The sequence below is a fragment of the Nocardioides sp. F233 genome, assembly GCF_057813895.1.
Window position 1 is genome coordinate 73006 of the sequence record NZ_JBVASH010000010.1, and the last position, 24590, is coordinate 97595.

General features: G+C 72.0%; 25 protein-coding genes. 5 read left to right on the forward strand and 20 right to left on the reverse strand.

Features of this window, described 5'->3' with window-relative positions; all coding sequences use genetic code 11:
- Positions 1-5 precede the first annotated feature (5 nt).
- Together ACZYRU_RS26130 and ACZYRU_RS26135 are read right to left on the reverse strand one after the other, a co-directional pair.
- Positions 6-1394 carry an NAD(P)/FAD-dependent oxidoreductase gene (locus ACZYRU_RS26130; protein WP_488960033.1) on the reverse strand — a complete coding sequence of 463 codons (1389 nt, stop codon included), beginning with the start codon at positions 1392-1394 and terminating at the stop codon, positions 6-8.
- On the reverse strand, positions 1391-3031 hold the full coding sequence (locus ACZYRU_RS26135) for an amidohydrolase (RefSeq protein WP_488960034.1): 1641 nt from the start codon (positions 3029-3031) through the stop codon (positions 1391-1393). The genes ACZYRU_RS26130 and ACZYRU_RS26135 overlap by 4 nt, the downstream gene beginning before the upstream one ends.
- A gap of 144 nt (positions 3032-3175) precedes the next feature.
- Here ACZYRU_RS26135 and ACZYRU_RS26140 point away from each other — a divergent pair, with 144 nt between their 5' ends.
- Positions 3176-3835, forward strand: coding sequence for a TetR/AcrR family transcriptional regulator (locus tag ACZYRU_RS26140; RefSeq protein WP_488960035.1), 660 nt, complete (start codon positions 3176-3178; stop codon positions 3833-3835).
- Here the strand turns inward: ACZYRU_RS26140 and ACZYRU_RS26145 are convergent.
- From ACZYRU_RS26145 to ACZYRU_RS26160, 4 genes are read right to left on the reverse strand one after another with little or no spacing between them, the layout of a single operon-like run.
- Positions 3825-4712 (reverse strand): amidohydrolase family protein, encoded by an 888-nt coding sequence (locus ACZYRU_RS26145; RefSeq protein WP_488960036.1) that lies wholly within the window; start codon positions 4710-4712, stop codon positions 3825-3827. The two genes, ACZYRU_RS26140 and ACZYRU_RS26145, sit on opposite strands and share 11 nt — an antisense overlap.
- Before the next feature lie 11 nt (positions 4713-4723).
- Complete coding sequence (locus ACZYRU_RS26150) at positions 4724-5656, reverse strand: 3-hydroxyacyl-CoA dehydrogenase NAD-binding domain-containing protein (protein WP_488960037.1); 933 nt, start codon at positions 5654-5656, stop codon at positions 4724-4726.
- Positions 5653-7614 (reverse strand): acetoacetate--CoA ligase, encoded by a 1962-nt coding sequence (locus ACZYRU_RS26155; protein ID WP_488960038.1) that lies wholly within the window; start codon positions 7612-7614, stop codon positions 5653-5655. Before ACZYRU_RS26155 ends, ACZYRU_RS26150 begins: the two co-directional genes overlap by 4 nt.
- On the reverse strand, positions 7611-8399 hold the full coding sequence (locus ACZYRU_RS26160; RefSeq protein WP_488960039.1) for a crotonase/enoyl-CoA hydratase family protein: 789 nt from the start codon (positions 8397-8399) through the stop codon (positions 7611-7613). The genes ACZYRU_RS26155 and ACZYRU_RS26160 overlap by 4 nt, the downstream gene beginning before the upstream one ends.
- 97 nt (positions 8400-8496) lie before the next feature.
- On the opposite strand from ACZYRU_RS26160, the gene ACZYRU_RS26165 reads away from it, so the two are divergent.
- Positions 8497-8937, forward strand: a complete 441-nt coding sequence (locus tag ACZYRU_RS26165; RefSeq protein ID WP_488960040.1) for a MarR family winged helix-turn-helix transcriptional regulator — start codon at positions 8497-8499, stop codon at positions 8935-8937.
- A 12-nt stretch (positions 8938-8949) separates the two neighbouring features.
- On the opposite strand, the gene ACZYRU_RS26170 is transcribed toward ACZYRU_RS26165, so the two are convergent.
- The 10 genes from ACZYRU_RS26170 to ACZYRU_RS26215 all read right to left on the reverse strand — a co-directional run bounded on the left by ACZYRU_RS26170 (position 8950) and on the right by ACZYRU_RS26215 (position 17249).
- On the reverse strand, positions 8950-9339 hold the full coding sequence (locus ACZYRU_RS26170; protein ID WP_488960041.1) for a carboxymuconolactone decarboxylase family protein: 390 nt from the start codon (positions 9337-9339) through the stop codon (positions 8950-8952).
- Complete coding sequence (locus tag ACZYRU_RS26175; protein ID WP_488960042.1) at positions 9336-10151, reverse strand: NAD(P)-dependent oxidoreductase; 816 nt, start codon at positions 10149-10151, stop codon at positions 9336-9338. The genes ACZYRU_RS26170 and ACZYRU_RS26175 overlap by 4 nt, the downstream gene beginning before the upstream one ends.
- Positions 10151-10903 (reverse strand): SDR family oxidoreductase, encoded by a 753-nt coding sequence (locus ACZYRU_RS26180; RefSeq protein ID WP_488960043.1) that lies wholly within the window; start codon positions 10901-10903, stop codon positions 10151-10153. The genes ACZYRU_RS26175 and ACZYRU_RS26180 overlap by 1 nt, the downstream gene beginning before the upstream one ends.
- 104 nt (positions 10904-11007) lie before the next feature.
- On the reverse strand, positions 11008-12468 hold the full coding sequence (locus ACZYRU_RS26185; protein ID WP_488960044.1) for an aldehyde dehydrogenase: 1461 nt from the start codon (positions 12466-12468) through the stop codon (positions 11008-11010).
- Positions 12465-13106 carry a nuclear transport factor 2-like protein gene (locus ACZYRU_RS26190; RefSeq protein ID WP_488960045.1) on the reverse strand — a complete coding sequence of 214 codons (642 nt, stop codon included), beginning with the start codon at positions 13104-13106 and terminating at the stop codon, positions 12465-12467. The genes ACZYRU_RS26185 and ACZYRU_RS26190 overlap by 4 nt, the downstream gene beginning before the upstream one ends.
- A gap of 1 nt (position 13107) precedes the next feature.
- Complete coding sequence (locus ACZYRU_RS26195) at positions 13108-13305, reverse strand: ferredoxin (protein WP_488960046.1); 198 nt, start codon at positions 13303-13305, stop codon at positions 13108-13110.
- Complete coding sequence (locus ACZYRU_RS26200; RefSeq protein WP_488960047.1) at positions 13302-14675, reverse strand: cytochrome P450; 1374 nt, start codon at positions 14673-14675, stop codon at positions 13302-13304. Before ACZYRU_RS26200 ends, ACZYRU_RS26195 begins: the two co-directional genes overlap by 4 nt.
- Positions 14672-15454 (reverse strand): SDR family oxidoreductase, encoded by a 783-nt coding sequence (locus tag ACZYRU_RS26205; protein ID WP_488960048.1) that lies wholly within the window; start codon positions 15452-15454, stop codon positions 14672-14674. The genes ACZYRU_RS26200 and ACZYRU_RS26205 overlap by 4 nt, the downstream gene beginning before the upstream one ends.
- Positions 15454-16674, reverse strand: coding sequence for a cytochrome P450 (locus ACZYRU_RS26210; protein WP_488960049.1), 1221 nt, complete (start codon positions 16672-16674; stop codon positions 15454-15456). Before ACZYRU_RS26210 ends, ACZYRU_RS26205 begins: the two co-directional genes overlap by 1 nt.
- Positions 16671-17249, reverse strand: coding sequence for a TetR/AcrR family transcriptional regulator (locus ACZYRU_RS26215; protein ID WP_488960050.1), 579 nt, complete (start codon positions 17247-17249; stop codon positions 16671-16673). The genes ACZYRU_RS26210 and ACZYRU_RS26215 overlap by 4 nt, the downstream gene beginning before the upstream one ends.
- A 68-nt stretch (positions 17250-17317) precedes the next feature.
- Between ACZYRU_RS26215 and ACZYRU_RS26220 the strand changes: the two genes are divergently transcribed.
- Positions 17318-18163, forward strand: coding sequence for an LLM class F420-dependent oxidoreductase (locus ACZYRU_RS26220; protein ID WP_488960051.1), 846 nt, complete (start codon positions 17318-17320; stop codon positions 18161-18163).
- Positions 18160-19407 (forward strand): hypothetical protein, encoded by a 1248-nt coding sequence (locus ACZYRU_RS26225; RefSeq protein ID WP_488960052.1) that lies wholly within the window; start codon positions 18160-18162, stop codon positions 19405-19407. Before ACZYRU_RS26220 ends, ACZYRU_RS26225 begins: the two co-directional genes overlap by 4 nt.
- Positions 19408-19418: 11 nt before the next feature.
- Here the strand turns inward: ACZYRU_RS26225 and ACZYRU_RS26230 are convergent, their stop codons facing one another.
- Complete coding sequence (locus ACZYRU_RS26230) at positions 19419-20000, reverse strand: dienelactone hydrolase family protein (RefSeq protein ID WP_488960053.1); 582 nt, start codon at positions 19998-20000, stop codon at positions 19419-19421.
- Between the two features lie 76 nt (positions 20001-20076).
- On the reverse strand, positions 20077-20532 hold the full coding sequence (locus tag ACZYRU_RS26235) for a nuclear transport factor 2 family protein (protein WP_488960054.1): 456 nt from the start codon (positions 20530-20532) through the stop codon (positions 20077-20079).
- 109 nt (positions 20533-20641) lie between these two features.
- Between ACZYRU_RS26235 and ACZYRU_RS26240 the strand changes: the two genes are divergently transcribed.
- Complete coding sequence (locus tag ACZYRU_RS26240) at positions 20642-22348, forward strand: sigma-70 family RNA polymerase sigma factor (RefSeq protein WP_488960055.1); 1707 nt, start codon at positions 20642-20644, stop codon at positions 22346-22348.
- A gap of 134 nt (positions 22349-22482) precedes the next feature.
- Here ACZYRU_RS26240 and ACZYRU_RS26245 read toward each other — a convergent pair whose 3' ends face one another.
- Together ACZYRU_RS26245 and ACZYRU_RS26250 are read right to left on the reverse strand one after the other, a co-directional pair.
- Positions 22483-24255 (reverse strand): Tad domain-containing protein, encoded by a 1773-nt coding sequence (locus ACZYRU_RS26245; protein WP_488960056.1) that lies wholly within the window; start codon positions 24253-24255, stop codon positions 22483-22485.
- 203 nt (positions 24256-24458) lie between these two features.
- On the reverse strand, positions 24459-24590 hold a 132-nt coding region (locus tag ACZYRU_RS26250; RefSeq protein WP_488960058.1), incomplete at its 5' end, for an integrase core domain-containing protein.

The following is a 24590-nucleotide window of genomic DNA, read 5'->3' on the forward strand; positions in this document are numbered from 1 at the left end:
GTGGTTCACGAGTCGAACCCGAGTCCGAGGCGGTCGAGCAGGCGGAGCCAGAGGTTGCGCTGCCCGGCCCGGGCGTCGGCCCGGGCGAGCGACCAGCGGGTGACCTGGATGCCGATCCACGCGATCGGCTCCGGCGGGAACGGCAGGGGGCGCGTGCGCACCATGGCGAGGCGGGTGCGCTCGGTGTCCTCGCCGGCCAGCAGGTCGAGCATCACGTCGGCACCGAACCGGGTGGCGCCGACCCCGAGGCCGGTGAAGCCGAGCGCGTAGGCCACGCGGCCGCCGTACGCGGTGCCGAAGAAGGCGCAGAACCGCGTGCACGTGTCGATGGCCCCGGCCCACTGGTGGCTGAAGCGGACGCCGGCCAGCTGGGGGAAGGTGTCGAAGAACTGTCGGGCGAGACCGGCGAAGGCGTCCGGGCGCTCCTCGTACGACGACCGCACCTTGCGTCCGTAGTGGTAGAACGCCCCGTAGCCACCCCACAGGATCCGGTTGTCCGCGGTCATCCGGTAGTAGTGGAACTGGTTGCCGCAGTCCGCGAGGCCCTGCCGGTTGCGCCAGCCGATCGAGGCGAGCTGCTCGTCGGTGAGCGGCTCGGTCATCAGCACGTGGTCGTAGACCGGGACGGTCGCCAGCCGGAGCCGGCGCAGCAGCGGCCGGTAGGCGTTCGTACCGAGCGCGACCTGGCGTGCGTGCACGGTGCCGTGGGCGGTGCGGACCTCGATCCGCCCACCAGCGCGGCGGATCCGCTCGACGGAGGTGCCCTCGACGATGCGGACGCCGAGCCGTTCGGCTGCGGCGGCCAGGCCCCAGGCGAGCCGAGCCGGGTCGACGGTCGCGCAGGTGTCCTTGCTCCACAGGCCGGCGAGGTAGGTCGGCGAGCCGACCTCCGCGCGCACGGCCCGCTCGTCGAGGAAGACCGTGCTCTCGCCGTCGGCTCCGGCCCGCAGCTCCTCGACCTGATGCGGCTCGGTGGCGACGGCGAGCAGCCCGGACCGGCGGAAGTCGCAGTCGATGCCGTAGCGCTGCAGGGTCGCCTCGATCTCGTCGAGGTTGGCCAGCCCGAGCTCCGCGAGCCGGTCGGCCTCGTCGGGCCAGCGGGCGCGCCCGTTCGCCTCACCGTGGGTGAGGCTGGCCTCGCAGAAGCCGCCGTTGCGGCCGCTCGCCGCACCACCGATCCGGTCGGCCTCGACGAGGACGACGTCGCGCTCGGGGTGGCGCTCCTTGGCGCGAAGCGCGGTCCACAGGCCGGAGTAGCCGCCGCCCACGACCGCGAGGTCGCAGTGCACGTCACCGTCGAGCCGCGGGCGCGGCTGCGGCCGGTCCGGGCTGTCGAGCCAGAACGGCTCCGGTCTCGTGTTGGCGAGGGCGTCGCCCGTGAGGGTGGTGGTCATCGCGCGAAGACCCGCGCTCCACCGACGAAGGTCTGCTCGACGTGGGTGTCCCAGATGTCGGCGGCCGGGCCGTCGAACGGGTCGCGGTCGAGCACCGCGAGGTCGGCGAGGTTGCCGACGGCGATGGTGCCGGTGTCGTCGAGGTGGTTCACGTACGCCGTACCCGAGGTGTACGCCGCCAGCGCGCTGCCGAGGTCGATCCGCTCGTCGGCGTAGAACACCGGTCCGTCGGTGTCCGGCTCGACGCGGTTGACCGCGACGTGGATGCCGAGGATCGGGTCGGCGCTGCTGACCGGCCAGTCGCTGCCGGCCGCGAGCACCGCGCCGGTGCGCAGCAGCGAGCCGAACGGGTACTGCCACGCCGACCGCTCGGGGCCGAGGAACGGGATGGTGAGCTCGTCCATCTGCGGCTCGTGGGCCGCCCAGAGCGCCTGGATGTTGGCGGTGGCGCCGAGCGCGCGGAACCGGGCGATGTCGTCGGGGTGCACGATCTGCAGGTGCGCCAGGTGGTGCCGGCCGTCGGTGAAGCCGTTCTTGTGCCGGGCCACCTCGATCGCGTCCAGCGCCTCGCGGACGGCGCGGTCGCCCAGGGCGTGGAAGTGCACCTGGAAGCCGTGCGCGTCGAGCGCCGTGACGTGCTCCTTGAGCGCCTCGGGGTCGACGAAGGACAAGCCGCGGTGGTCGCCGGTGTTGCTGCATCCGCACCCCGAGCCGTACGGGCTGATCATCGCGGCGGTGTGGTTCTCGGCGATGCCGTCCTGCATGATCTTGACGCTCGTGGCGCGGAAGCCGCCGCGGGTCATCGCCTCGCGGGCGGCGAGCAGGTCCTCGATCTGCTCGGCTCCGCGGTCCCGGCTCCACCACAGCGCACCGACGACGCGGGCGGTCAGCAGGTCGGCGTCGATCGCGTCGGCGTACGCCGTCGAGGTGTCGCTCATGACCGGGTTGAGGCCGATCAGGGCGTCCTGCCATGCGGTGATGCCGAGCGAGTGCAGCACCGCCTGGGCGCGGACCAGTCCGGCGAGCTTCTCCTCGCGGGTGGTCTCCGGCACGACGGCGGCGACGAGGTGCATCGCGCCCTCCTGCAGCATGCCCGTGGGGACGCCGTCCGCGTCGCGCTCGATCCGGCCGTCGACCGGGTCGGGGGTGCGGGCGTCGATGCCGGCGAGCTCGAGCGCGCGGCTGTTGGCCCAGCCGCCGTGGTGGTCGCGGTTGGCGAGGTAGACCGGGCGGTCCGGCACGATCGCGTCGAGGAAGGCCCGATCCGGCGCGCCGCCCGGGAAGCTCTCCATCGACCAGCCGCCGCCGGTGATCCAGGGCCGCTCGGGGTTCGCGGCGGCGTACGCGGCGATCCGGCGGCGGTACTCGTCGACGTCGACGGTCTCGGTGAGGTCGCACTGCCCGAGCTCGACGCCGCCGCCGACCGGGTGCACGTGGGCGTCCTGGAAGCCCGGGACGAGGAGGCGACCGCCGAGGTCGATCACCTCGGTGGCCGGGCCGACGAGCTCACGCAGCTCGTCGTGGCCGACCGCCACGATCCGCTCCCCCTTCACGGCGACCGCGGTCGCGCGACTGCGGGCGGTGTTGCCGAGGTGGACCGGGCCGCCGGTGAACAGGAGGTCTGCGTACGCGCTCAAGGGGATTCCTCGGGGTTGTCGGGGATGCGACCACGGTGTGGTCGGGGTCACGTCTGTCGGTACGCTAGAACCGTGCCAACAGTGTTGTCAACGGTGTTGCCAACACTGTTGGCGCAGGTAGGGTGGCCCCGACAAGGAGGACCGATGAGTGCCGATACCCGCCGCTCGAAGGAGCGGGTCACGCTGGACCGCGAGGCGATCCTCGCGACCGCGACCGAGCTCGTTGCGAGCGGCGCTCCCCTGACCTTCCGCAGCCTGGGCGCTGCACTGGGCGCCGACCCGACCGCGATCTACCGCCGCTTCCGCGACAAGGACGAGCTGATGGCGGCGCTGCTCGACGGCCTGATCGCGACGTCCCTCGCGGGCGTGGACCGCGACGCACCGTGGCGCGACCAGATGCGCGAGGGCGCCATCAACACCATCGACGTCTTCGCCGCCCACCCGCAGGTCGGCGCCGAGGCGACAGCCATCGCGACCGGCGGACCTGGCGAGCTCGACGTCATCGACTGGATCCTGAGCCAGCTGGTCCGCGCCGGTCTCGACCGACAGCAGGTGGTGCGCTGCTACGCGGCCTACTCCAGCTACGTGCTCGCCGCTGCCGCGACGCTTGCCGGGCAGCGGCTGATGGAGATCGCCGGCATCCCGCCGTCCAGCTGGGTGGGCGACCTGCGGGCCGTCGACCCCACGCGCCACCCGGCGCTCGCCGCCGTGCTCCCCGACCTGTTGGCGCTCACGCCCCGCGAGGTCTTCCTCGACGGCATCGAGGTGCTGCTCGACTCGTTCGAGGCACTCGTCAGCCACTGAGCCCGAGCAGGGACAGGGCGTTCTCCTTCAGGATCAGCGGCCGCGCCCGGTCGGGGAGGTCGAGGTCGGCGAACTCGGCGAGCCAGCGGTCCGGCGCGAGCACCGGGTAGTCGGAGCCGAAGAGCACCTTGCGGCGCAGGATCGTGCCGGCCTGGCGGACCAGCTGCGGCGGGAGGTACTTCGGCGCCCAGCCCGACAGGTCGATGAACACATTGGCCTTGTGGGTGGCGATCGCCATCGACGACTCGACCCACGGCACGCCGGGGTGGGCCAGCACGATCCGCAGGCCCGGGAAGTCGGCGGCCACGTCGTCGATCAGCATCGGGTCGGAGTAGCGCAGCTTGATCCCGCGCCCGCCGGGCAGTCCGGCGCCGATCCCGGTCTGGCCGGTGTGGAACAGCGCCACGACGCCGAGCTCCTCGAGCGTCGCCCAGAGCGGTGCGTACGCCGGGTCGTCGGGCCGGAACGCCTGCAGGCTCGGGTGGAACTTGAACCCGCGGACGCCGTACCGCTCCACGAGGTGGCACGCCCGCGTCACCGCCGCGTCGCCGGTGAGCGGGTCGACGGAGCCGAACGGGATGAGGACGTCGGCGTGCTCGGCGGCCTTCTCGGCGATCTCCTCGCTGGACAGGGCCGGGTGGCCGAGGGCCGTGGTCGCGTCGACGGTGAAGACGACGGCAGCCATGCTCCGCTCGCGGTAGTGGGCGGCCAGCCGCTCGATGGTCGGGGTGCGGTCCTGGTCGGCCTTGAAGTACGTCGCTGAGGCGTCGAGGAGCTCCTGGTCGAGGGAGAAGTGGCCGTGGTCGTCGGCCTCGACGTGGGCATGCATGTCGAGCGCGACGATCGCGTCGGGGTCGATGCGGGGCGCGTAGGTCATGGTGTTCCTCCTCAGGGGAGCGCGGGCGTTGCGCGCTTGCGGGTGAGCAGGTCGACGAGGAGCTCGTCGCGGGCGGCGGCCATCGCCTGCTGGTCGATGCCGGCGAGTTCGTCGTCGACCCCACGGACCAGGAGGTCGGCGAGCTCGTCGGTGAGCTGCGGGGCGCCGAGGTCGTCCATCCAGGCCTGGGCGGGCGGTCCGAGGTGGCGCAGGGTGTGCGCCATCCCGCCGGGGCCGCCGGACAGGTGCTGGCCGACGAGCGGTCCGAGCAGCGCCCAGCGCAGGCCGGGGCCGTTGCTGATCGCGGTGTCGATGTCGGCCACGGTGGCGACGCCGCGCTCGACGAGCGAGTAGGCCTCGCGCCACAACGCCGCCTGAAGGCGGTTGGTGACGTGGCCCGGCACCTCGCGGCGTACGACGATCGGGCGCTTGCCGAGGTCGGCGTAGAACGCGACGGCTCGGGTGACGACAGCGTCGGCGGAGGCCGCACCGGGCACGACCTCGACGAGCGGGACGAGCGCGGCCGGGTGGAACGGGTGGCCCACCAGCACCCGCTCGGGGTGGTGGGCGCACATCGCCTGCAGGGTGGAGGGCATCAGGCCCGAGGAGCTGCTGGCGATCACGGCGTCGGCGGGTGCGTGTGCGTCGATCGCCTGCAGCAGGGCGGCCTTGAGGCCGATGTCCTCCGGGCCGGACTCCTGCACGAGGCCGACGTCCCGGACCGCGTCGGCGAGGTCGTCGTGGAAGGAGAGCCGGGAGCGGTCGGCGTCGGGCGCGAGGCCGAGCCGGGCGAGGGCGGGCCAGGCGTCGGCGACCGCGTTCCTCAACCTCGCTTCAGCTCCGGGCGCGGGGTCGTGGGCGCGGACGTCGTGGCCACGGGCGAGGAAGAGCGCGGCCCAGCTGGCACCGATGGTTCCGGTGCCGACGACGGCGACCGGTCTCACGGCTGCGCCTCGTCGCGGTAGGCCGCGAAGGCGTCGAGCGCGCCGGGGTCGAGCAGTGCACCGGCGGAGGCGACCGTGTCGGGGTCGCCGCCACGCAGGATCCGCTTGACCGGGACCTCGAGCTTCTTGCCCGTACGGCTGTAGGGAACGGCCGGCACGGCGACGATCTCGTCGGGCACGTGCCGTGGCGACAGGGCCGTGCGCAGCGTGGCGGCCAGGTGGCGGCGGAGGTCGTCGTCGACCTCGACCCCGGCGGCCGGGACGACGAACAGCAGCAGCCGACCGAGCCCGCCGTCGGGATCCTCCAGGTGCACGACGACGCTGTCGGTGATCTCGGGGACGTCCTGCAGGGCGCGGTAGAACTCGGCGGTGCCGAGCCGGACGCCGCCGCGGTTGAGCGTCGCGTCGGAGCGGCCGGTGATCACGCAGGAGCCGACCTCCGAGAAGCGGCACCAGTCGCCGAACTGGAAGACGCCAGGGAACCGTTCGAAGTACGCCGCCCGGAACCGCTCGCCGTCGTCGTCACCCCAGAAGCCGACGGGCATCGACGGCATCGGAGAGGTGATCACCAGCTCACCGACGTCTCCGACCACGGGACGGCCCCGGTCGTCGTACGCATGGAGGTCGACGCCCAGGCTCGGGTAGGTCATCTCCCCCACCCAGACCGGCTGCAGCGGCGAGGCCTGGACCAGGCCGGTGCACACGTCGGTGCCGCCGCTGCCGACGTTGAGCAGAACCCGGTCGCCGAGCTGCTCGGCCACCCAGCGGAATCCCTCGGCGGGAAGGGGGCTCCCGGCCGCGCCGACCTGGCGCAATCGCGACAGGTCGAACTCCTCGGCCGGTCGTACGCCCTCCTTGCGGCACGCCATCAGGTAGCCGGGGCTCGCGCCCATCAGGGTCGCGCCGGTCTCGGCGGCCAGACGCCACTGCTCGCGCAGGTCGGGGTGCAGCGGGTTGCCGTCGATCATCACCACGGACGAGCGCACGAGCAGCGCGGAGACCAGGGTGTTCCACATCATCCAGGCGGTGGTGGTGAACCAGAGCAGCCGGTCGTCGGGGCCGAGGTCCCAGTGGAACGCGTGGTTCTTGAGGTGCTCGAGCAGGATCCCGCCGTGGCGGTGCACGATCGCCTTCGGCTTCCCGGTGGTGCCCGACGAGAAGAGGATGCACAGCGGGTGGTCGAAGGGGACCGGCTCGAAGGCCAGCTGGGCGTCGGTGTCGGCGGTCAGATCGGCCCAGCCGGTGGCGTCCGGCAGGGTCTCCGGACCGTAGGGCACGTGGACGACGTGCTGGACGGTGGGCAGCGCGGCCCGGATCTCGGCGACCTCGCTGCGCCGGTCGACCGGCTTGTCGCCGTAGGTGTAGCCGGCGACGGCGAGCAGCACCGTCGGCTCGATCTGCGCGAACCGGTCGGCCACCGCGAGCGCGCCGAACTCGGGCGCGCAGCTCGCCCAGACCGCACCCAGGCTCGCGGTGGCGAGGAACGCGACCAGGGTCTCCGGGATGTTGGGGAGGTACGCCGCCACCCGGTCGCCGGGGCCGACGCCGAGGCGCTGCAGTCCGGCGCGCACGCGTCGTACCTCGTCGGCGAGCTGGGCGAAGGTCAGCTCCTGCCGCCCCCGGGTCTGCGAGACGGAGACGACCGCGATCCGATCAGCGTCCTCGGGCAGGCCGAGGCAGTGCTCGGCGTAGCTGAGCCGGGCGCCGACGAACCACTGCGTGTCCGGCATCGTGCGCTCGACGAGCACGGCGTCGTACGGCGCGTGGGCGCGGACACCGAAGTAGTCCCAGACGGCGGCCCAGAACTGCTCGAGCTCGGTGACCGACCAGGCGTGCAGCTCCTCCCAGGTCGTCAGGGTGACGCCGCGCTCGGCCGCGAGCCAATGCAGGAATCCCTGCACCCGCGCGCGTTCCACGGCCTCGGGCGTGGGGCTGGTCAGCAGCTCGGGCGTGCTCATCGCGCGTCTCCCACCTTGGCCGCGCGACCGGCGAGGAAGTCGGCCATCCGCTCCTTGGCCTCGGTGCTGCTCTGCGCGACCGCCGCCATCAGCGACTCCATGAGCAGCCCGGCCTCGGGGGCGGAGGCGGCGATCTGCGGGAGCGCGTGCAGCACGGCGTAGTTGGTGACGGCGGAGTTGCCCGCGACCCGCTCGGCGAGCTCGAGCGCCTTCGCCAGGCCGGTGCCGGCGGGGACCCGGTAGTGGACCAGGCCGAGCTGCTCGGCCTCGGCGGAGGTCAGCACGCGGCCGGTGAGCATCAGGTCGGCCATCCGGTGCGCGCCGATCAGGCGCGGCACCCGGACCGAGGCGCCACCACCGACGAAGAGGCCGCGCTGGCCCTCGGGCAGGGCGAAGAAGGCCGACTCCTCGGCGACCCGCAGGTGCGTGGCGGCGGCGAGCTCGAGTCCGCCACCGACGACCGCGCCCTTGAGCACGGAGATGACCGGCACCCCGCCGGACTCGACCCGCCCGAACGCCCGGTGCCACATCCGCGAGTGGTGCAGGCCGGCCACGGCGTCGCGCTCGGCGAGCTCGGAGAGGTCGAGGCCCGCGGAGAAGTGGTCCCCCTCGGCATCGAGCACGACGACCTTCACGCCTGTCGGCGGCTCCTCGAAGAACCGGCCGAGCGCCTCGATCGTCGCGTCGTCGAGGGCATTGCGCTTCGCGGGACGGGCGAGGGTGAGCACGGCGATCTCCCCGCCACCTCCCGCACGGCGCAGCTCCAGCGATACGGGCAGTTCCACGACGTCCTCCGGTGCTCTCGACTAATCAACAGGAATCCTGTTGAATCGAGATAGTGGTAGATCATCAGGATTCCTGTCAATAGATCGGGAGCGCGCCATGCCTCGGAGCCAACGAAAGACCCCGCCGTCCCTGCTGTACGCCGTCAAGCAGGTCGAGCTCGCCGTCCGCGCCCACCTCGACGACCAGCTCAAGCCGGCCGGCGTGACCGCGCTCCAGTTCACCGCTCTCACCGTGCTCGAGCGCCGCGACGACCTCACGGCAGCGGCCCTCGCCCGGAACTCGTTCGTCACCACGCAGTCGATGGCCGACCTGGTCGCCGCCCTGCAGCGGCGCGGGCTGGTCGACCGGTTCCGCGACCCCGACGACGGCCGCCGGATCCTGATCCACCTGACCGACGCCGGCCGCGCGCTCATCGACGAGCAGCGGCCCGCTGTCGAGGCGCTGGAGAAGCGGATGCTCGACGGGCTGGGGGCTTCCGAGGTGGACGTCGTGCGCGACGCCTTGAACCGGATGCGACAGAACCTGGAGGACGACTGAGACCCGCAGCCCCTAGAAGCCGGCCTTCTTGCGGGTCGCCTTCGCGATCGTCTCCTCGACGATCGAGTTCAGCCGAGCGCCCTGCGGCCAGCCCGCGTAGTGGCTGAGGAAGACGACGATCTCGCGCAGCGCGTCGTCGTCGAGCTCGCCGGCGGCGTGAGCGGCCGGGACCTGGATGCCGAGGACGTCGGCGGCCCCCTGGCCGGCGAGCATGCCGATCAGCAGCAGGCGGCGGTCACGGTCGCTCAGCCCGGGGCGCTCCCAGATGTCGGCGAAGAGGTGGTCGGCGGTGTAGCGGAAGAAGTCGCCGGTGCCGTCGGTCATGTCGAAGCCGTAGACCTGCTCCATCTTGCGCAGGCCCTTGGCCCGCAGCTCCGGCAGGTCGTCGAACTTGTCGCTCATCGCACTCCTAGTCCCTTCCCCAGTCGTGGCAGCGCTTCCCGCGCCAGTGGTACGTCGACGCCGAGCTCGTCCGCGAGGGCGATCGCGAAGCCCAGGTCCTTCTCCCCCAGCGCGGCGACGTGGCTGAACACGCCGTGCCAGAAGTCGTCCTCGGCGATCGGCGCCGTGGTGCTGCGGTACATGATCGCGCCGGGGCCGCCGGTGATCGCATCGGTGTGGCGGACGACCTCGCCGAGCGCGGCCAGGTCGAGGCCGGCGGCCTCGGCGAGGCGCTGTGCCTCGGTCACGGCGGTGAAGGCGACGAAGTGGATCAGGTTGCGGGCCAGCTTCATCCGGGTGCCGGCCCCGATCGGGCCGGCGTGGACGACCTTGCTGCCCATCACCTCCAGGGCCGGGCGGGCCACCGCGAAGGCGTCCTCCGACCCACCGACCAAGATCGCGAGGCTGCCCTCGGCCGCTCCCATCGGCCCGCCGCTGACCGGTGCGTCGAGCACCCGGCGTCCGTCGGCGGCCAGCGCGGTCGGGGTCTCCGGCGCGACCGTCGAGTGGATGACCAGCACCGTCCCCGGGGGTACGTCGGCAGCGACTGCCCGGACCTGGTCGTCGTCACGCACCATCACGCACACGACGTCCACGTCGAGGTCGGCCACGGAACCGACGGCGCGAGCCCCCGCGGCGACCAGCTCAGCCACCGGGCCGGGCACGACGTCGTACACCTGGAGGTCGACGCCCTCGGCTGCCGCCAGCCGCAGCGCCATCGGCTTGCCGATGTTGCCGAGGCCGACGAACCCGACCCGCACGCGATCGCCCATCAGAGGCGGAAGGTCTGGCCGCCGTCGACCGCCAGGATCTGGCCGGTGACCCACGACGCGTCGTCGGAGAGCAGGAACAGCAGGGCGCCGACCATGTCGTCGACCGAGCCCATCCGCTTGATCGCGAGGCTGTTGCGGACGATGTCCTTCGCGACGTCGCCCGCCTGGGTGCGGGTGGCCTCGGTGTCGGTGGGGCCGGGCGCGATCGCGTTGACCCGGATCCGCTGGCCGCCGAGCTCGTGGGCGAGCTGCTGGGTGAGGCTGTTGATCCCCGCCTTGGCGAGGCCGTAGAAGCCGGAGTAGAGGTACGCCGCCGTCGAGCTCTGGTTGACGATCGCACCGCCACCGCGCTTGGCGATCTCGGGGTGGACGGCGCGGGTCATCACGAGCGCACCGTCGAGGTTCACCGCCATGAACTTCTTGTAGTAGTCCCAGTCGACGCTGATCAGCAGGTTGAACTCCATCGCCCCGTAGATCGCGGCGTTGTTGACCAGGTGGTCGATGCCGCCGAGCTCGGCGACGGTCCTGGCGACCAGTGCCTCGGCGGACTCTGCCGACGACACGTCGCAGGGCACGAAGATCGCGCGACCACCCTCCTCGTTGATCGACGCGGCGACCTTGGCGCCGGACTCCTCATTGAGGTCGGCCACGACGACCGCGGCGCCCTCCTTCGCGAGTGCTCGCGCGTAGGCCTCACCGATGCCCTGGGCGGCGCCGGTGACGACGACGACCTTGTTCTCGAAACGGTTCATTCCGATGTTCCTCTCACGTACTCGGTTTCGACTCGCCATCGCGACCTCGTCCCTCGGTCGCGGGCTCGCTCAACCCGCTGTCTGGTCTTCCCGCGTTCGCAGGCTCACGCGGGGAAGGCCAGCGTCTTGGTCTCCAGGTACTCCTCGAACCCGGCGACGCCCATCTCCCGGCCGATGCCGGACTGCTTGTAGCCACCGAACGGCGCGTCCGGGCTGAACCACACGCCACCGTTGACGGCGAGCGTGCCGGTGCGGATCCGCGCCGCCACGGCCTTGGCCCGCTCGAGCGAGCCCGAGTCGACCGAGCCCGAGAGCCCGTACGCCGAGTCGTTGGCGATCCGCACCGCGTCGTCGTCGCCGTCGTGGGGGATGACCACGAGCACCGGGCCGAAGATCTCCTCCTGCGCCAGGCGCGAGGAGTTGTCGAGGCCGGCGACGACGGTGGGCTGCACCCAGAAGCCGTCCTGGTCGATGATCGATCCGCCCGTGGCGAAGGTCCCGCCCTCGGCCAACGCCACGTCGAAGTACGCGGCGACTCGGTCGCGCTGCACGGCGGAGATCACCGGGCCGCAGATCGCTCCGGGGTCGGCCGGGTCCTTGGCCCCGATCGACTCCATGGTCTGGGCAGCCACGGCGACGGCCTCGTCGTACCGGTCGCGGGGGACGATCAGCCGGGTCGTGATCGCGCAGCCCTGGCCCGCGTGGATGCACGCGGCGAACGCCGTCCCTCCCGCCACGGCGGCGACGTCGGCGTCGTCGAGGGCGATCGCGGCGGACTTGCCGCCGAGCTCGAGGAAGACCTTCTTCAGCGTGGGGGCGGCCGCCGCCATGATCGCCCGGCCGACACCGGTCGAGCCGGTGAAGGAGACCATGTCGATGCGCGGGTCGGTCGCCAGCACCGAGGCCACCTCGTTGTCGTGGGGGGTGACGACGTTGAAGACGCCCGGCGGGATGTCCGTGTGCTCGGCGACCAGGCGGCCCAGCTCGGCCGCCACCCACGGGGTGTCCGGCGCCGGCTTGAGCACGACCGTGCAGCCCGCGGCGAGCGCGGGGCCGACCTTGGCGAGGTTGATCTGGGTCGGCACGTTCCACGGCGTGATCGCGGCGACGACACCGACCGGCTCGCGGCGCACGGTGCGCCGCGACGGGATGCCCATCGGCGCCGCGACGCCGAGGTCGGTCTCGAACGCGTAGGTCTCGAGCAGGTCGGTGACCCACTTCAGCCCGTCGACGGGTACGTCGAAGCCGGCGGCGCCCATCATGAAGCCGGGCATCCCGACCTCGGCCGTGGTCAGCGCCCGGAACGCGTCGGCGTTGTCGAGCAGCGCGGCGTGCAGCTGGCGCAGGCAGCGGATCCGCAGCTCGCGGTCGGTCGACCAGTCGCTGCCGTCGAAGGCGCGGCGGGCGGCGGAGATCGCGGCCTCCACGTCGGCGGCCGTGCCGTCAGGAGCCACCCCGATCTCGGAACCGGAAGCGGGGTTGAGGATCGGGTAGGTCTCCCCGGACGAGGCGGCGACCAGCTTGCCGTCGATCAGCTGCTGGGCAGCGGGAGGCAGGGCGCTCACGAGGACACCGCCGGAGCGGCCTGGGTGACGTACTGCCCGGCCTCGACCGGCGGCGGCCACAGCGTCGAGGGCATGTCGGCGTAGTGGTAGTGCCCGGGCACGCCGTGGCCGGTGACCTCGAGCCGCTTCATCAGCGTGTCGGGTGCCTTGCCGGACTTGAGGATCTCCACGAACGTGTGGCCGGTCGAGGGGAGGTCGAACCAGTCGCGCTGCCAGTCGATCTTGACCTTCCCTGCGTCGGCACCCTCGGTGACCCGCTTGAGCCCGAACCACGATCCACCGATGCCGAGGATCTCGAACTCCTTGCCGGTGGCGTCGTCGACGATCCCGGCGCGCTGCTTCCAGAAGCCCAGCACCATGGACTTCTGCTCGTCGATCATCGTGCAGACGTAGTCGTAGTGCCAGCCGTCCAGGCCGTCCATCTCGATGCCGATCGCCCAGTCCCGGATCTGGTCGCGACCGACCGCCATGAAGTGCTCGTCGGGGTGGTACATCCAGCCGTAGGTGGCGTCCTCGGCGTACCACTCGGCCATCGGGCGCCAGTCCCCCGCGGCCTCGACGTCGCGGTTGATCTGCAGCCAGGTCGCCCAGAACTCCTCGATCTCGGCCCTGCTCAGGGGTGCGGTCAGGTCACTCATGTCAGTCCTCTTCGATCGAAAGGGCGAAAGCGGGGCAGTACCTCACGGCGGTGGCGACGTCGGCGCGCAGCGCCTCGTCGGGACTGTCGTCGAGGAGTACGACGACGTCGGCGGCCTCGTCGAAGCCGAAGACGGTCGGGGCCTCGCCCTGGCAGAGCTGGTGTCCCTGGCAGATGCCCGTGTCGGCGACGACCCTCATGACGCCTCCCGGACCCGGCGGCGGTACGTCACGCGGGCCGGCTGGGCGAGCTGGATGACCATCTTCGTGACGTCGTCCTGGTAGGAGTCCAGCGGCTGCACCGCCTCGAACTCGAAGTCGCGCAGGATCACCGAGAAGATCGCCTTCATCTGCATCATGGCGAACGCATTGCCGACGCAGCGGTGCTTGCCGGCGCCGAAGGGGATCCAGGTCCAGCGGTTCTGCAGGTCCTCCTGGCGCGGGTCGACGTACCGACCGGGGTCGAAGGAGTCCGCCTTCGGGAAGTCCTCCTCGATCCGGTTGGACACCCGCGGCGATGCAGCGAGCACCGTGCCGGCCGGGATCGTGTGGCCGAGCAGGTCGAAGTCCTCCTGGACGAGGCGCATCAGGATGACCAGCGGCGGGTGCAGCCGCAGCGTCTCCTTGAGCGCCGACTCCAGCACCGGGATCGAGCGCAGCGCCTGGAAGGAGACCTCGGACCCGTCGGCGTAGAGCGCATCGAGCTCGTGGACGACCGACGCCATCACTGCCGGGTGGCGGAGCAGCTCGATCATCGCCCAGGACGCGGTGCCCGAGGAGGTGTGGTGACCGGCGAACATCATCGAGATGAAGATGCCGGTGACCATCTCGGCGTCGTACCCGACGGCGATGAGGACGTCGAGCAGATCCCTGTCCTCCTTGGGGATCTCGCCCTGGGCGCCGCGCGCGGCGATGATCGCCTGCACCTTCGCGACCAGCTCCTCGCGGGCCTCGTCGCGGATCCGGAAGCTGTCGATGTCGGCGTACGGGTCGACGTACGCGATGGCGTCGGTACCGTGCTCGAGGCGGTGGTAGACCTCCGCGAACGAGCCGTCGAGCTGGTCGCGGAACGGCTTGCCGATCAGGCAGGACGAGGTCGTGTAGATGGTCAGCTCGGCGAAGAAGTCGAGCAGGTCGATCTCGCCCTCGTCGCCCCAGTCCGCGACCATGCGGCGGATCTCGGCCTCGATGGTCTGCGCGTGACCGCGCATCATGTCGCCGCGCAGGGCCTGGTTCTTCAGCATCTGCTGACGTTCCTCGGGCGAGGCGTCGAAGACCACGCCCTTGCCGAAGATCGGCGTCATGAAGGGGTACGCCGCCGCCTGGTCGAGCACGGTCTCCGGCGCCCGGAAGAAGGCCTCGTTGGCCTCGGCGCCGGTGACGAGCACGACCTGCTTGTCCGCGAGCCGGAACCGGCCGACGTCGCCGCACTCCGCGCGGACCCGGTGGAAGAGGGCGATCGGGTCGACCCGCATCTCCGGCAGGTGGCCGGTGCCCTTGATGATCGCCGGTACGTCGGCGCCCTGGTCGTCGAGGATCGTCGAGACCTCGGGGATGTCGGTGAGCGTCACGACTCCTCCTTCGCGATGGGAGCTTCGGGGTTCACGTCGACGGGACTGATGTGCACGCCGCGGGGCGCGCTCACGACCGTCGCGATGGCGTCCGCGATGGCAGTGGCCTTGAGGAAGTGCGAGTGCCGGGCGTGGCCCCACCTGACCCACTCGGTGAGGACCTTCGCGCCCGCGTCGGCGTCCCAGTCCGAACCCATCTCCGACCAGGTCGGTCCGGGTCGCACGACCGAAGCGCGCACGCCGGAGCCCTCGAGCTCCATCTGCAGCGCCTCGACCAGACCTTCCAGACCGGACTTCGTGGCGCTGTAGCCGCGCATGAAGGGCCGTGCCCGCAGGGCGGTGTCGGAGGAGACGAACACCAGGTCGCCGCGCTGCCGCTCCACCATCCCCGCGCCGAAAGCGCGGACCAGGCGGTGCGCGCCGAGCACGTTCACGTCGAACTCGGCCGCGAGCTGCTCGGTCGTCGCGTCGACGATCGCACCGGGGGCGAGCAGGCCGGCGTTGCTGACCACGACCTCGATGTCGCCGAGTGCCGCGGTCGCGGCGGCCGCGAACGTCTCCACCGACTCAGTCGACGCGACGTCCAGCGCGTGCACGAAGGCCTCGCCGCCGGCTTCCCGGATCCCCGAGGCCAGCTCCTCGAGGCGGTCGACCCGACGGGCGCCGAGCGCGACCGGGAAGCCCGCTGCAGCCAAGCCTCTCGCCGTCTCGGCACCGATCCCGGAGGACGCGCCGGCGACCACTGCGGGGCGGCGGTCGGGGTGGACGGGCCTGGGCATCACGCGCCCCTTTCCTCGAACGTGACCGGCAACGAGGCGAAGCCCCGCACGCTGGTGGAGTGCACCCGGACCGCGCGGTCGGCGTGCACCTCGAAGTCGGCGACCCGTCGCACCAGCGCCTCCAGCACGACCCGCGCTTCGAGGCGAGCAAGGTTGGCGCCGAGGCAGAAGTGCCGGCCGGTGCCGAAGCTGAGGATCTGCGAGAGCTCGGACTTCTCGCGGCCGACGTCGAAGACGGTCGGGTCCGTGAACACACGCTCGTCGCGGTTCGCGCTGCCCAGCAGCACCAGTGCCTTCGAGCCGCCCGGGATCAGGACCCCGCCCACCTCGACGTCCTCGACGACGTAGCGCGCCAGCATCTGGCTGGACGTGTCGTGGCGCAGGGTCTCCTCGATCCACGCCGGTACCAGGGCGCCGTCCGCCAGCACCTGCGCCTTCTGCGCCGGGTTCGCGGAGAGGTGGAAGAGCGCGTTGCCGAGCAGCTTGGTGGTGGTCTCGTTGCCCGCCACGACCATCAGGAACAGGAACGCCATGATCTCGCCGTCGCTGAGCCGGTCACCGTCGAGCTCGGCCGCGACGAGGGCGGAGGTGAGGTCCTCGGTCGGCGTACGACGGCGCTGGGCGACCATCTCGCCGTAGTAGCCGAAGAGCGCGAAGGACGCCTCCATGCCGGCCTGCGGTACGTCGCGCACGCCGTCCTCGCGGTGCACGACGAGGTCCGCGAGGCGGCGTACCTCGTCGCGGTCGGCCTCCGGCACGCCCATCATCTCGGAGATGACGTCCATCGGGAGCTTGCCGGCGAAGTCGGCGATCCAGTCGGCCTCGCCGTGCTCGGCGTCGGCAGCGAGGGTGCGCGCGAGGTAGCGCTCGGTCAGCGCCTGCACCTCGGGCGTCAGCTCCCGGACCCGGCGCGGGGTGAACGCGGCCGAGACCAGCTTGCGGATGCGCGACTGCTCCGCGCCGTCGAGGCCGAGGAAGCTCATCACCCGGTGCGCCTCGGGGTTCCACGCCGACGCGTCGAGCGAGACGCCCATCCGGTTGGAGAAGGCCTCGTCGTTGCGCAGCACGTCGAAGACGTCCTGGTGCCGCGAGACCACCCAGATGTCGTCGGCCGGCGCGTGGAAGACCGGCGCCTCGTCGCGCAGGCGCTGGTACGTCGGGTACGGGTCCTCGTGGAAGGCGTAGTCGTAGGGGTCGAAGACCAGCGTGCTCACGGTCATGAGTTGCCTCGCATGATCACGTCGACGGCGGCGACGAGCCGCTCGGCGATCTCGTCGTAGGTCATCAGGCCCATCCCCGCCTGGAGCAGCGCGCCGGAGAAGGTCAGCACCAGGACCTCGAGCACGGCCGGGTCGGCCTGGTCGCCCAGCGCTGCCTCGAAACGGGACAGGAACTCCGCGCCGATCCGCAGCCGCAGTCGCGCGACGTCGGGGTCGGAGCCGAGCAGCGCGGGCGTCACCGCTGCGGCCAGCTCGGGCTCCTCGACGATCCGTGCGGTGAGCGCCCGCATCGTCGCCTGGAGCCGCTGGATCGCCGTACCTGCGGCGGTCTGGGTGATCTCGGCCGAGGTGAGGTGACGCCAGAAGAGCTCGGCGAAGAGGTGGTTCTTGGAGGCGAGGTAGGTGTACGCCGTCGCCGGCGAGACCCCTGCGCGCTGCGCGACCGTGCGGACCGTCAGAGCCTCGTGGCCGACCGCCCGCAGCTCCTCGAGCCCGGCGGCGAGCAGCTTCTCCACCGTCTCGGCCTGCCGGGGGTTCAACCCTTGGCGCGGCATCTCGAACACCTGACTGGACACGTGTCCAACATAGGAGACGGTCCCGGCAGCCGCAAGACATTTCCTAGAACTGGTTCTAGTTTGTGGGGATGCGCAACGGGATCGTCCTCTTCACCTCCGACCGCGGCATCACGCCGGCCCGACTGGCCCAGGCGGCCGAGGAGCGGGGCTTCGACACCATCTACGTGCCGGAGCACACGCACATCCCGGTGCGCCGGGACGCGCTCCACCCGACCGGCGGCGAGGAGCTGCCCGACGACCGCTACCTGCGCACCCTCGACCCGTGGGTCTCGCTCGCGACCTGCGCGGCCGTCACGACCCGGATCGGCCTGTCCACGGCCGTCTCGCTGCCCGTCGAGTCCGACCCGATCACCCTCGCCAAGACGCTCGCCACCCTCGACCACCTCTCCGGCGGCCGGGTCACGATCGGCGCCGGCTTCGGCTGGAACACCGACGAGCTCACCGACCACCACGTCCCGGCGGCGAAGCGCCGCACCGTGCTGGCGGAGTACCTCGGCGCGATGCGGGCGCTGTGGACCGAGGAGGAGGCGTCGTACGACGGCGAGTTCGTCTCGTTCGGCCCGAGCTGGGCCTACCCGAAGCCCCCGCAGGGCCGGATCCCCGTCATCATCGGCGCCGGCGCGGGCCCGAAGACGATGAAGTGGATCGCCACCCACGCCGACGGCTGGATGACCACGCCGACCTCGACCGACGTCGCGGCCAGCGCCGAGCTGCTGCGCAAGGAGTGGGCCGAGGCCGGTCGCGAGGGCGAGCCCGATGTGCGCGTGCTGGTCGCGAAGCGGCCCACCGAGGAGGACTTCGCCGACTGGATGGCCGCCGGTGCGTCCGAGCTGATCTGGGGCGTGCCGGACTCCGACGAGTCCGCGGTGCTGACGTACCTCGACAAGATGGCTGCCCGCCTGGGGCTGTCGTGAACCCCTCGCACAGCCGGTACGCCGAGCTGTCGCGCGCCGAGCTCGCGGTCCTGGTCCCCGAGCTGCTGCTCATGGGCCAGCTGATCGACCGCTCCGGCATGGCCTGGTGCATCGCGGCCTTCGGGCGCGAGGAGATGCTGCAGGTCGCGATCGAGGAATGGGCGGCCGCGTCGCCGATCTACACGCGGCGCATGCAGCAGGCACTGGGATACGCACCCGCCGTACCCGGGCAGGGTGACGTGGTCACCATCTTCAAGGGGCTGCAGCTCGACATCGGCGCTCCCCCGCAGTTCATGGACTTCCGCTACACCGTGCACGACCCGTGGCACGGCGAGTTCCGGCTCGACCACTGCGGTGCGCTGGTCGACGTGGAGCCGATGGGACCCGACTACGTGAAGGGGATGTGCCACGACATCGAGGACCCGACCTTCGACGCCACCGCCATCGCCACCAACCCGCACGCCCAGGTCCGGCCGATCCACCGGCCGCCGCGGGTGCCGGCCGACCGGAGCCCGCACTGCGCCTGGACGGTGACGATCGATCCCGCCTTCCCCGAGCCGTCCCCGGTTCCTGCGCTGGCCGTCAACGACCGCTCCCGGGCCGCGCTGCTCGAGCTCGCGCCGATCGATCCGTCCGACGAGGGGCTCGCCGACTACGCAGGCCCGCTGCTGTCCGACGTCGACTTCGCCGCGTTCTCGCACTCCGCGCTGGTCCGGATCGCCGACGAGGTGTGCCTGCAGATGCACCTGCTGGACCGGGCGTTCGCACTCGCGGTCGCCGAGCGGGTGGAGACCGAGGCGGAGCTGACCAAGCTGCGCCGCAAGCAGCTGGTCGGCATCGCCGGCATCGGCGCCGAGCGGATCGCCCGCGCCCTCGACCTCCCCCGCGACCCGGCCGGCGCGCTCCGCGCGATCTGGCTGCACCCGCTGCTCAACCCGGCGGCATACGTCTCGGCGTCAGCGTCGCCCGGCGAGATCGCCGTCGTCCCCGGACCCGCCGACGAGGACGCTGCCTGGATCTCGCTGTGCGGGCCCGGGTGGCCCGATGCGCTGCGGGCCATCGCCGGCGCGGTGTCCCCCGGCCTCGACGCCCGGGTGCTCGAGGCCCCGGGCGGCGGTTGGCGGGTCTCGGTGGTCGAGGGCGAGGACCGGCCGGAGGCCGAGGAGGTCGCGGTGACCCGGTTCAGCACGGGTGCGTCGTTCGTGTTCGAGCCGCGGAGGTCGATCCCGATCACGCCGGTGTGACCGGGCCCCGATCACCCCAGCCGGGCGAGGAACTCCGTCGACCGCTCGATCACGACCGCAGCCGCCGCGGCGTCGTACGTCGGCAGGGAGCTGTCCGTGAACAGGTGCCCCTCGGCGGGGTACAGGAACAGCTCAGCCAGGTCCGGCCCGGCCGCCTCCACCAGCCCCTGCGCCGCCGGCAGGTCCTCGGCGAAGAACTCGTCGCCCTCGGCACCGTGCACCTGGACCGGTACGCCGGCCGGCCAGGGGCCGAAGGCCCACTCGCCGGTGACCGGGATGCAGGACTCGTAGAGCAGGGCACCGCGCGCGCCCGGCCGGGTCTGGGCCAGGCGCTGGGCCGCGGCCTCGCCGACGGAGAAGCCGGCGTAGACCAGCTCACCGGGCAGGGCCTCGACGGCCCGGTCGGCGCGCGCGTCGAGCTCGTCGCCGAGCTCGCGGATCAGCGCCAGGCCGGCGTCGAGGCTGTCGGGGAGGGTGCCGTCGAACAGGTCGGGGGTGTGCACGACGTGTCCGGCGGACCGCAGCGAGTCGGCGAATTGGCGGACCCCGTCGGTGAGTCCGCGGGCGTGGTGGAACAGGACGACCTGGGCCATGTCGCCTCCTGGCGATCGGCGGTGGGGGACCTGAAGGAGGCTAGCCGCGACCTCGGACAACGACCGGGGACGTGCCTCAGACCAACCCGGTGGCGTCGAAGATCCAGGACGTGTCGGCCTGCTGCAGCTTCTCCATCCAGTCGGCGGGCGCGCCGGACGCGACCGTCCCGAAGTCCCAGTAGTCCTTCCACAGGCAGACCCGGCCGTCGCGGACCCGGTGCACCGTGACGAACGGGAGCTCGACGACCTCGCCGGTGGCGAAGGTCCAGGTCTCGGAGTGCTCGTACATCACGGTGTCGCCGTCGGCGACCAGGAGCCCGTCGTGGTTCTGGTAGCCGGCGAGGTCGCGCAGCCCGACCTGGAGCCGCTTCACGATGTCGACCGGTCCGCGGGCCGCGAGCGCAGCGCCCACGGGCATGTCGACGTAGATGCAGTCCTCGCTCACCCAGTCGGCGAGCCCGTCCCAGTCGCGGGCGGAGAGAGTGCGCCAGAGGCCGAGCACGGCCTCGTCGGGAGTGCGGGTGCGGTCCATGCGCGGATACTAGAACGCGTTCTACCCACCTGTCTGCAGGAAATCCGTCGAAAACCTGCAAGGTTGCAATCCGTAGGCACTCACACCCCTGTGTCCCTACGATCTCGCCATGACTGTCTCGGGCCCGCCCGCGGACGACGCGACCCTGGTCGCGGGCGTCCTCGCCGGCGACCGGCAGGCCTTCGCCGGTGTCTACGAGCGGTACGCCGACCGGCTGCACGACTTCGCGTACTCGATGCTCCGCAACCGCGAGGAGGCGGCGGACTGCGTGGCGGACTCGTTCGTGCTGATGGCAGAGAAGGTCGGCCAGCTGCGCGATCCGTCACGGCTGCGGCCATGGCTGTACTCCGTGGTGCGCAACGAGTGCCTGCGCACGCTGCGCGGCCGGGCCCGGGAGGCCCACGACGACGAGTGGCTCGAAGCCATGCCTGACCTCGGCAGCGGGCCGGAGCAACAGGTCACGGACGCCGCCGTCCAGGACGAGCTGCGGGAGCTGGTCTGGGCGGCGATCGAAGGTCTCAACGACCGCGACCGCGCACTCCTCGACCTGCACCTGCGCCAGGGCCTCGACGGCAGCGAGCTCGCGGCCGCGATGGACGTGACCCCGCAGAACTCCTACGTGATGCTCAGCCGCGCCCGCGACCAGGTCGAGCGCTCGCTCGGGGCGCTGCTCATCGCGCGCCGCGGCAGCGAGCTGTGCGACGAGCTGTCCGGCATCCTCGGCGACTGGGACGGCCGCTTCTCGCCGCTGATCCGCAAGCGGGTCGCCCGCCACATCGACGGCTGCGAGACCTGCGAGACCCGCCGCAAGCTGATGGTCAGCCCGCTGGCCCTGCTCGCCGGCGTCCCCGCCTTCGCAGCCCCCGCCGCCCTGCGCGACCGCGTCCTCGAGGACGAGCGGCTGGTCGCCCACTACGTCGACGACCCCGTGCTCCCTCCCGCAGCGACCGCCCCCGGAAGCGGTACGACGAAGCGCGTGCTGCTCGTCGTCGGCCTGGTCGTGCTCCTGCTCGGCCTCGGTGGTGCCGCTGGTCTCGCCTGGTGGCCGGACAACGAGGAGTCGGCGGTCGCGACCGACCCGGCGACGAGCAGCTCGCTCCCGACCACGCAGGCCACCGAGCCGACGGCGACGGCAACGACGAGCCCGACGACCGCCGTACCCGCGGATCCGGCGACCCCGGACACGACCGACGCGACCCCCACCGAGCCGACCAGCGCCACCACCGACGCCACCGTGGCCGCCCCGGGCGACCTGCGCGTGTCGACCCGCACCCTGCGCCTGGGCACGAAGCAGAAGGGCTTTGTGCAGCTGCGCAACGCCGGCGGCACCGCGCTCGACTACACCGTGACGTCGCGCGTTGCCTGGCTGTCGGTGTCGCGGGCGAAGGGCGCGCTCGACCCCGGCGCGGGCTCCGGCCTGACGATCGCCGCCGACCGCGCGACCCTCGGCGAGGGCAGCAGCACCGGCACCGTCGCAGTCGCCTGGTCCGGGGGCACCGTCCTGGTCTCGGTCCAGGTCAGCGTCGACAACCCACCGGTCGTCGGCGCGCTCCAGGTCGGCGGTCCGACCGACTGCTCGGGCCGCACCATCACGACGACCGCCACCGACGCGACCCTCCAGGCGGTCCGGGTCGCCTGGAGCGGCCCCAGCGGCAACGGCCAGAAGGCGATGACCGCGTCCGGCGGCGGCTGGACCGCGAGCATCGGCCCGTTCCCGATCGGCGGCACCGTCACCGCGACGGTCACCGCCGTCGACCGGGCCGGGCACACCACGACCCGCTCGGCGAGCTTCAACGTCGATCCCTGCCCCGGCTGACCGACCGCTGTAACACGCCGTCCACCCGACTACCTGACGCTGGTCAGCATCGGCCACGGCGTGTCGTCGGCGTGTCGTGCTGAGAACCGGCGACCAGTCGCGTGGACAACGTGTTACACGCCAACAGGATCGGGTCAGCCGGCGAGCCTGGGCGTCCCGCAGTCGACCGGCGACACGGCGGTGACCGTGCCACCGGCGACGTCGGCGCCGAGCGCGGTGAGCAGCGGCCCGAGGAGCCACTTGTCGAGGCCGTTCTTGAGCGGGTTGACGATGCCCTGGAGCACCAGGTCGACGACCCACTGCAGCAGGCTCGGGATGCCCAGGAAGGCGAGCAGGTCCGAGAGCGGGCCGAGGCCGCCGAGCAGCTTGAGGCTGTTGACCGACAGGAACAGGTCGGGGACGCCGAGGCCGCCCTGCCGGATCGGCACGCTGACGTCGTAGTTCTCGTCGACGATGTCGAGCTGCGTGCTGCGCACGGGCCGGTTCGGGTTGGCGCCGCTGCTGAGGGCGACGGTGCCGCTGACGACCTCGATGCCGTTCCAGCCGGGGATGCCGAGGCTGAGCAGGGAGACGCTCATCTTGGGCGAGGTCGGGTCGTCGGCGCGCTGGCCGAGGCGTACGTCGACGCCGAGCAGCCCGCTGTCGACGAGCATCTTGATCCGCTTGCCGGTGGGCAGGCACTCGACGGCGGTGACGGTCGCGCTGGCGTCGGCGAGGGTGAGCCGGATCGTGATCGGGACACGGACGGCGACCACACCGAGATCGAGCGCGAGGGCGTCGCCGGCGAGGGTGATCTCGACCTGCGAGCTCTCCGCCCGCGGGCACGTCGCGACCGGCTTCTGCCCGACCTTCACGCTGGCCTTGAGGTCGACCAGGCTGGTGCCGCCGGGGCCGATCGGCAGCGGCAGCTTCACGGCCAGCGGCAGCTTGATCACGTTGGTGCCGTTGGCGATCGCCAGGGACCCGGCGACGAGGTCGAACAGGTTGAGGTCGAGGTTCGCCGCGGCGTCGTCCGCAGTGGCGAGCCGGACCAGGTCCGACAGCTTGATCCCGACGGCCGGCAGGTTCGCCTGGACCCCGTTGTAGACGTTGCGCAGCAGGTCGACCTCGGCCAGCCGGCCGCTCTGCCGCTCCAGCACCTTCACCGCCGCGAGCATCAGCTCGGACAGGCCGACGTTCACGCCGGCCGCCTGGGTGAAGGACGCGGCCGAGATGTCGGCGCTGACGAGCGGGTCGAGCTCGTCGATCAGGTCGAGCAGGTTGAGGTTCACCCCGGCCAGGCCGGCGTGCGGGTCGAGCACCTTGAGCGCGAGGTCGGACCCGAGCAGCTTCCCGAGCAGCGGCTTGAGCAGCCAGGACTGCCCGGTGTCGAGCTGAGCGGCGTACGAGCTCACCCGCAGGCAGGCGTTGGGCCGCGCCGCGGCGACGGCGGTGCGGACCGAACCACCCTCGTTGACGCCGGTGATCCCGCCGAACGCGAAGCCCACGGAGGAACGGGCGGTCACCCGCACGCCGCCCGGGATCTCGGTCGACGCGGCGGTGCGCCAGCTGCCGTCGACCAGGACGACCAGCTCCCACTCCACGTCCTGCGGCGACACCTCGCCGCCGACGAGGTGGCTGTTGCGGTGCAGGCTGGCGGCCTCGGCGGCGTCGATCGCAGTGCGGTCGGCGGCGGCGTACTCCCCCGCCTTCTTGCCGGTCAGCTCCCGCGACAGGTCGAGCGCGACCACGTCGACGACGGCCTGCAGGTCACGGCGCAGCACCCGCTGCATGCCGAGGTCGACCGCGAGCGCCGCGACGACCAGGGCGACCGCGAGGAACGCCGCGACGATCACGGCGGTCGCGCCGCGCTCGGAGCCGTCCGACGACGGGCATGACGGGGTACGACGCATGCTGGCGCGCGCCATCGACGGGCCTCCTCCCACAGGCCCGCGCGGTCGTCGTACCCCCTCCGCCGCCGCACGGACATCTCCCCGGGCACTCACGCGCCCGGGGAGAGGGTAGCGAAGCGGTCGCTTGGCCCACTACTACCGGCTCAACCGCGGTCCTCGACCCGATCGGGGCGCACGGTCAGGAGCAAGGCCCTCGCGACTGCGCGAAGGAGCGTCGACTAGCTGTGATGTCCGGGGAGGTTGGTCAGCCGGGTGACCGGTGGGCGGCCTCCAATGGCGGAGTGGGCGCGGTGGTGATTGTAGAAGTGGAGCCAGGCGGGCAGCGCGGCGTTGCGTTGCTCGGTTGACTC

Coding starts and splice junctions, on each gene's coding strand:
- ACZYRU_RS26130 (WP_488960033.1), bottom strand. CDS start 1,394: ATGACCACCACCCTCACGGGCGACGCCCTCGCCAACACGAGACCGGAG.
- ACZYRU_RS26140 (WP_488960035.1), top strand. CDS start 3,176: ATGAGTGCCGATACCCGCCGCTCGAAGGAGCGGGTCACGCTGGACCGC.
- ACZYRU_RS26145 (WP_488960036.1), bottom strand. CDS start 4,712: ATGACCTACGCGCCCCGCATCGACCCCGACGCGATCGTCGCGCTCGAC.
- ACZYRU_RS26155 (WP_488960038.1), bottom strand. CDS start 7,614: ATGAGCACGCCCGAGCTGCTGACCAGCCCCACGCCCGAGGCCGTGGAA.
- ACZYRU_RS26165 (WP_488960040.1), top strand. CDS start 8,497: ATGCCTCGGAGCCAACGAAAGACCCCGCCGTCCCTGCTGTACGCCGTC.
- ACZYRU_RS26170 (WP_488960041.1), bottom strand. CDS start 9,339: ATGAGCGACAAGTTCGACGACCTGCCGGAGCTGCGGGCCAAGGGCCTG.
- ACZYRU_RS26175 (WP_488960042.1), bottom strand. CDS start 10,151: ATGGGCGATCGCGTGCGGGTCGGGTTCGTCGGCCTCGGCAACATCGGC.
- ACZYRU_RS26180 (WP_488960043.1), bottom strand. CDS start 10,903: ATGAACCGTTTCGAGAACAAGGTCGTCGTCGTCACCGGCGCCGCCCAG.
- ACZYRU_RS26190 (WP_488960045.1), bottom strand. CDS start 13,106: ATGAGTGACCTGACCGCACCCCTGAGCAGGGCCGAGATCGAGGAGTTC.
- ACZYRU_RS26195 (WP_488960046.1), bottom strand. CDS start 13,305: ATGAGGGTCGTCGCCGACACGGGCATCTGCCAGGGACACCAGCTCTGC.
- ACZYRU_RS26205 (WP_488960048.1), bottom strand. CDS start 15,454: ATGCCCAGGCCCGTCCACCCCGACCGCCGCCCCGCAGTGGTCGCCGGC.
- ACZYRU_RS26210 (WP_488960049.1), bottom strand. CDS start 16,674: ATGACCGTGAGCACGCTGGTCTTCGACCCCTACGACTACGCCTTCCAC.
- ACZYRU_RS26220 (WP_488960051.1), top strand. CDS start 17,318: ATGCGCAACGGGATCGTCCTCTTCACCTCCGACCGCGGCATCACGCCG.
- ACZYRU_RS26230 (WP_488960053.1), bottom strand. CDS start 20,000: ATGGCCCAGGTCGTCCTGTTCCACCACGCCCGCGGACTCACCGACGGG.
- ACZYRU_RS26235 (WP_488960054.1), bottom strand. CDS start 20,532: ATGGACCGCACCCGCACTCCCGACGAGGCCGTGCTCGGCCTCTGGCGC.
- ACZYRU_RS26240 (WP_488960055.1), top strand. CDS start 20,642: ATGACTGTCTCGGGCCCGCCCGCGGACGACGCGACCCTGGTCGCGGGC.
- ACZYRU_RS26245 (WP_488960056.1), bottom strand. CDS start 24,255: ATGGCGCGCGCCAGCATGCGTCGTACCCCGTCATGCCCGTCGTCGGAC.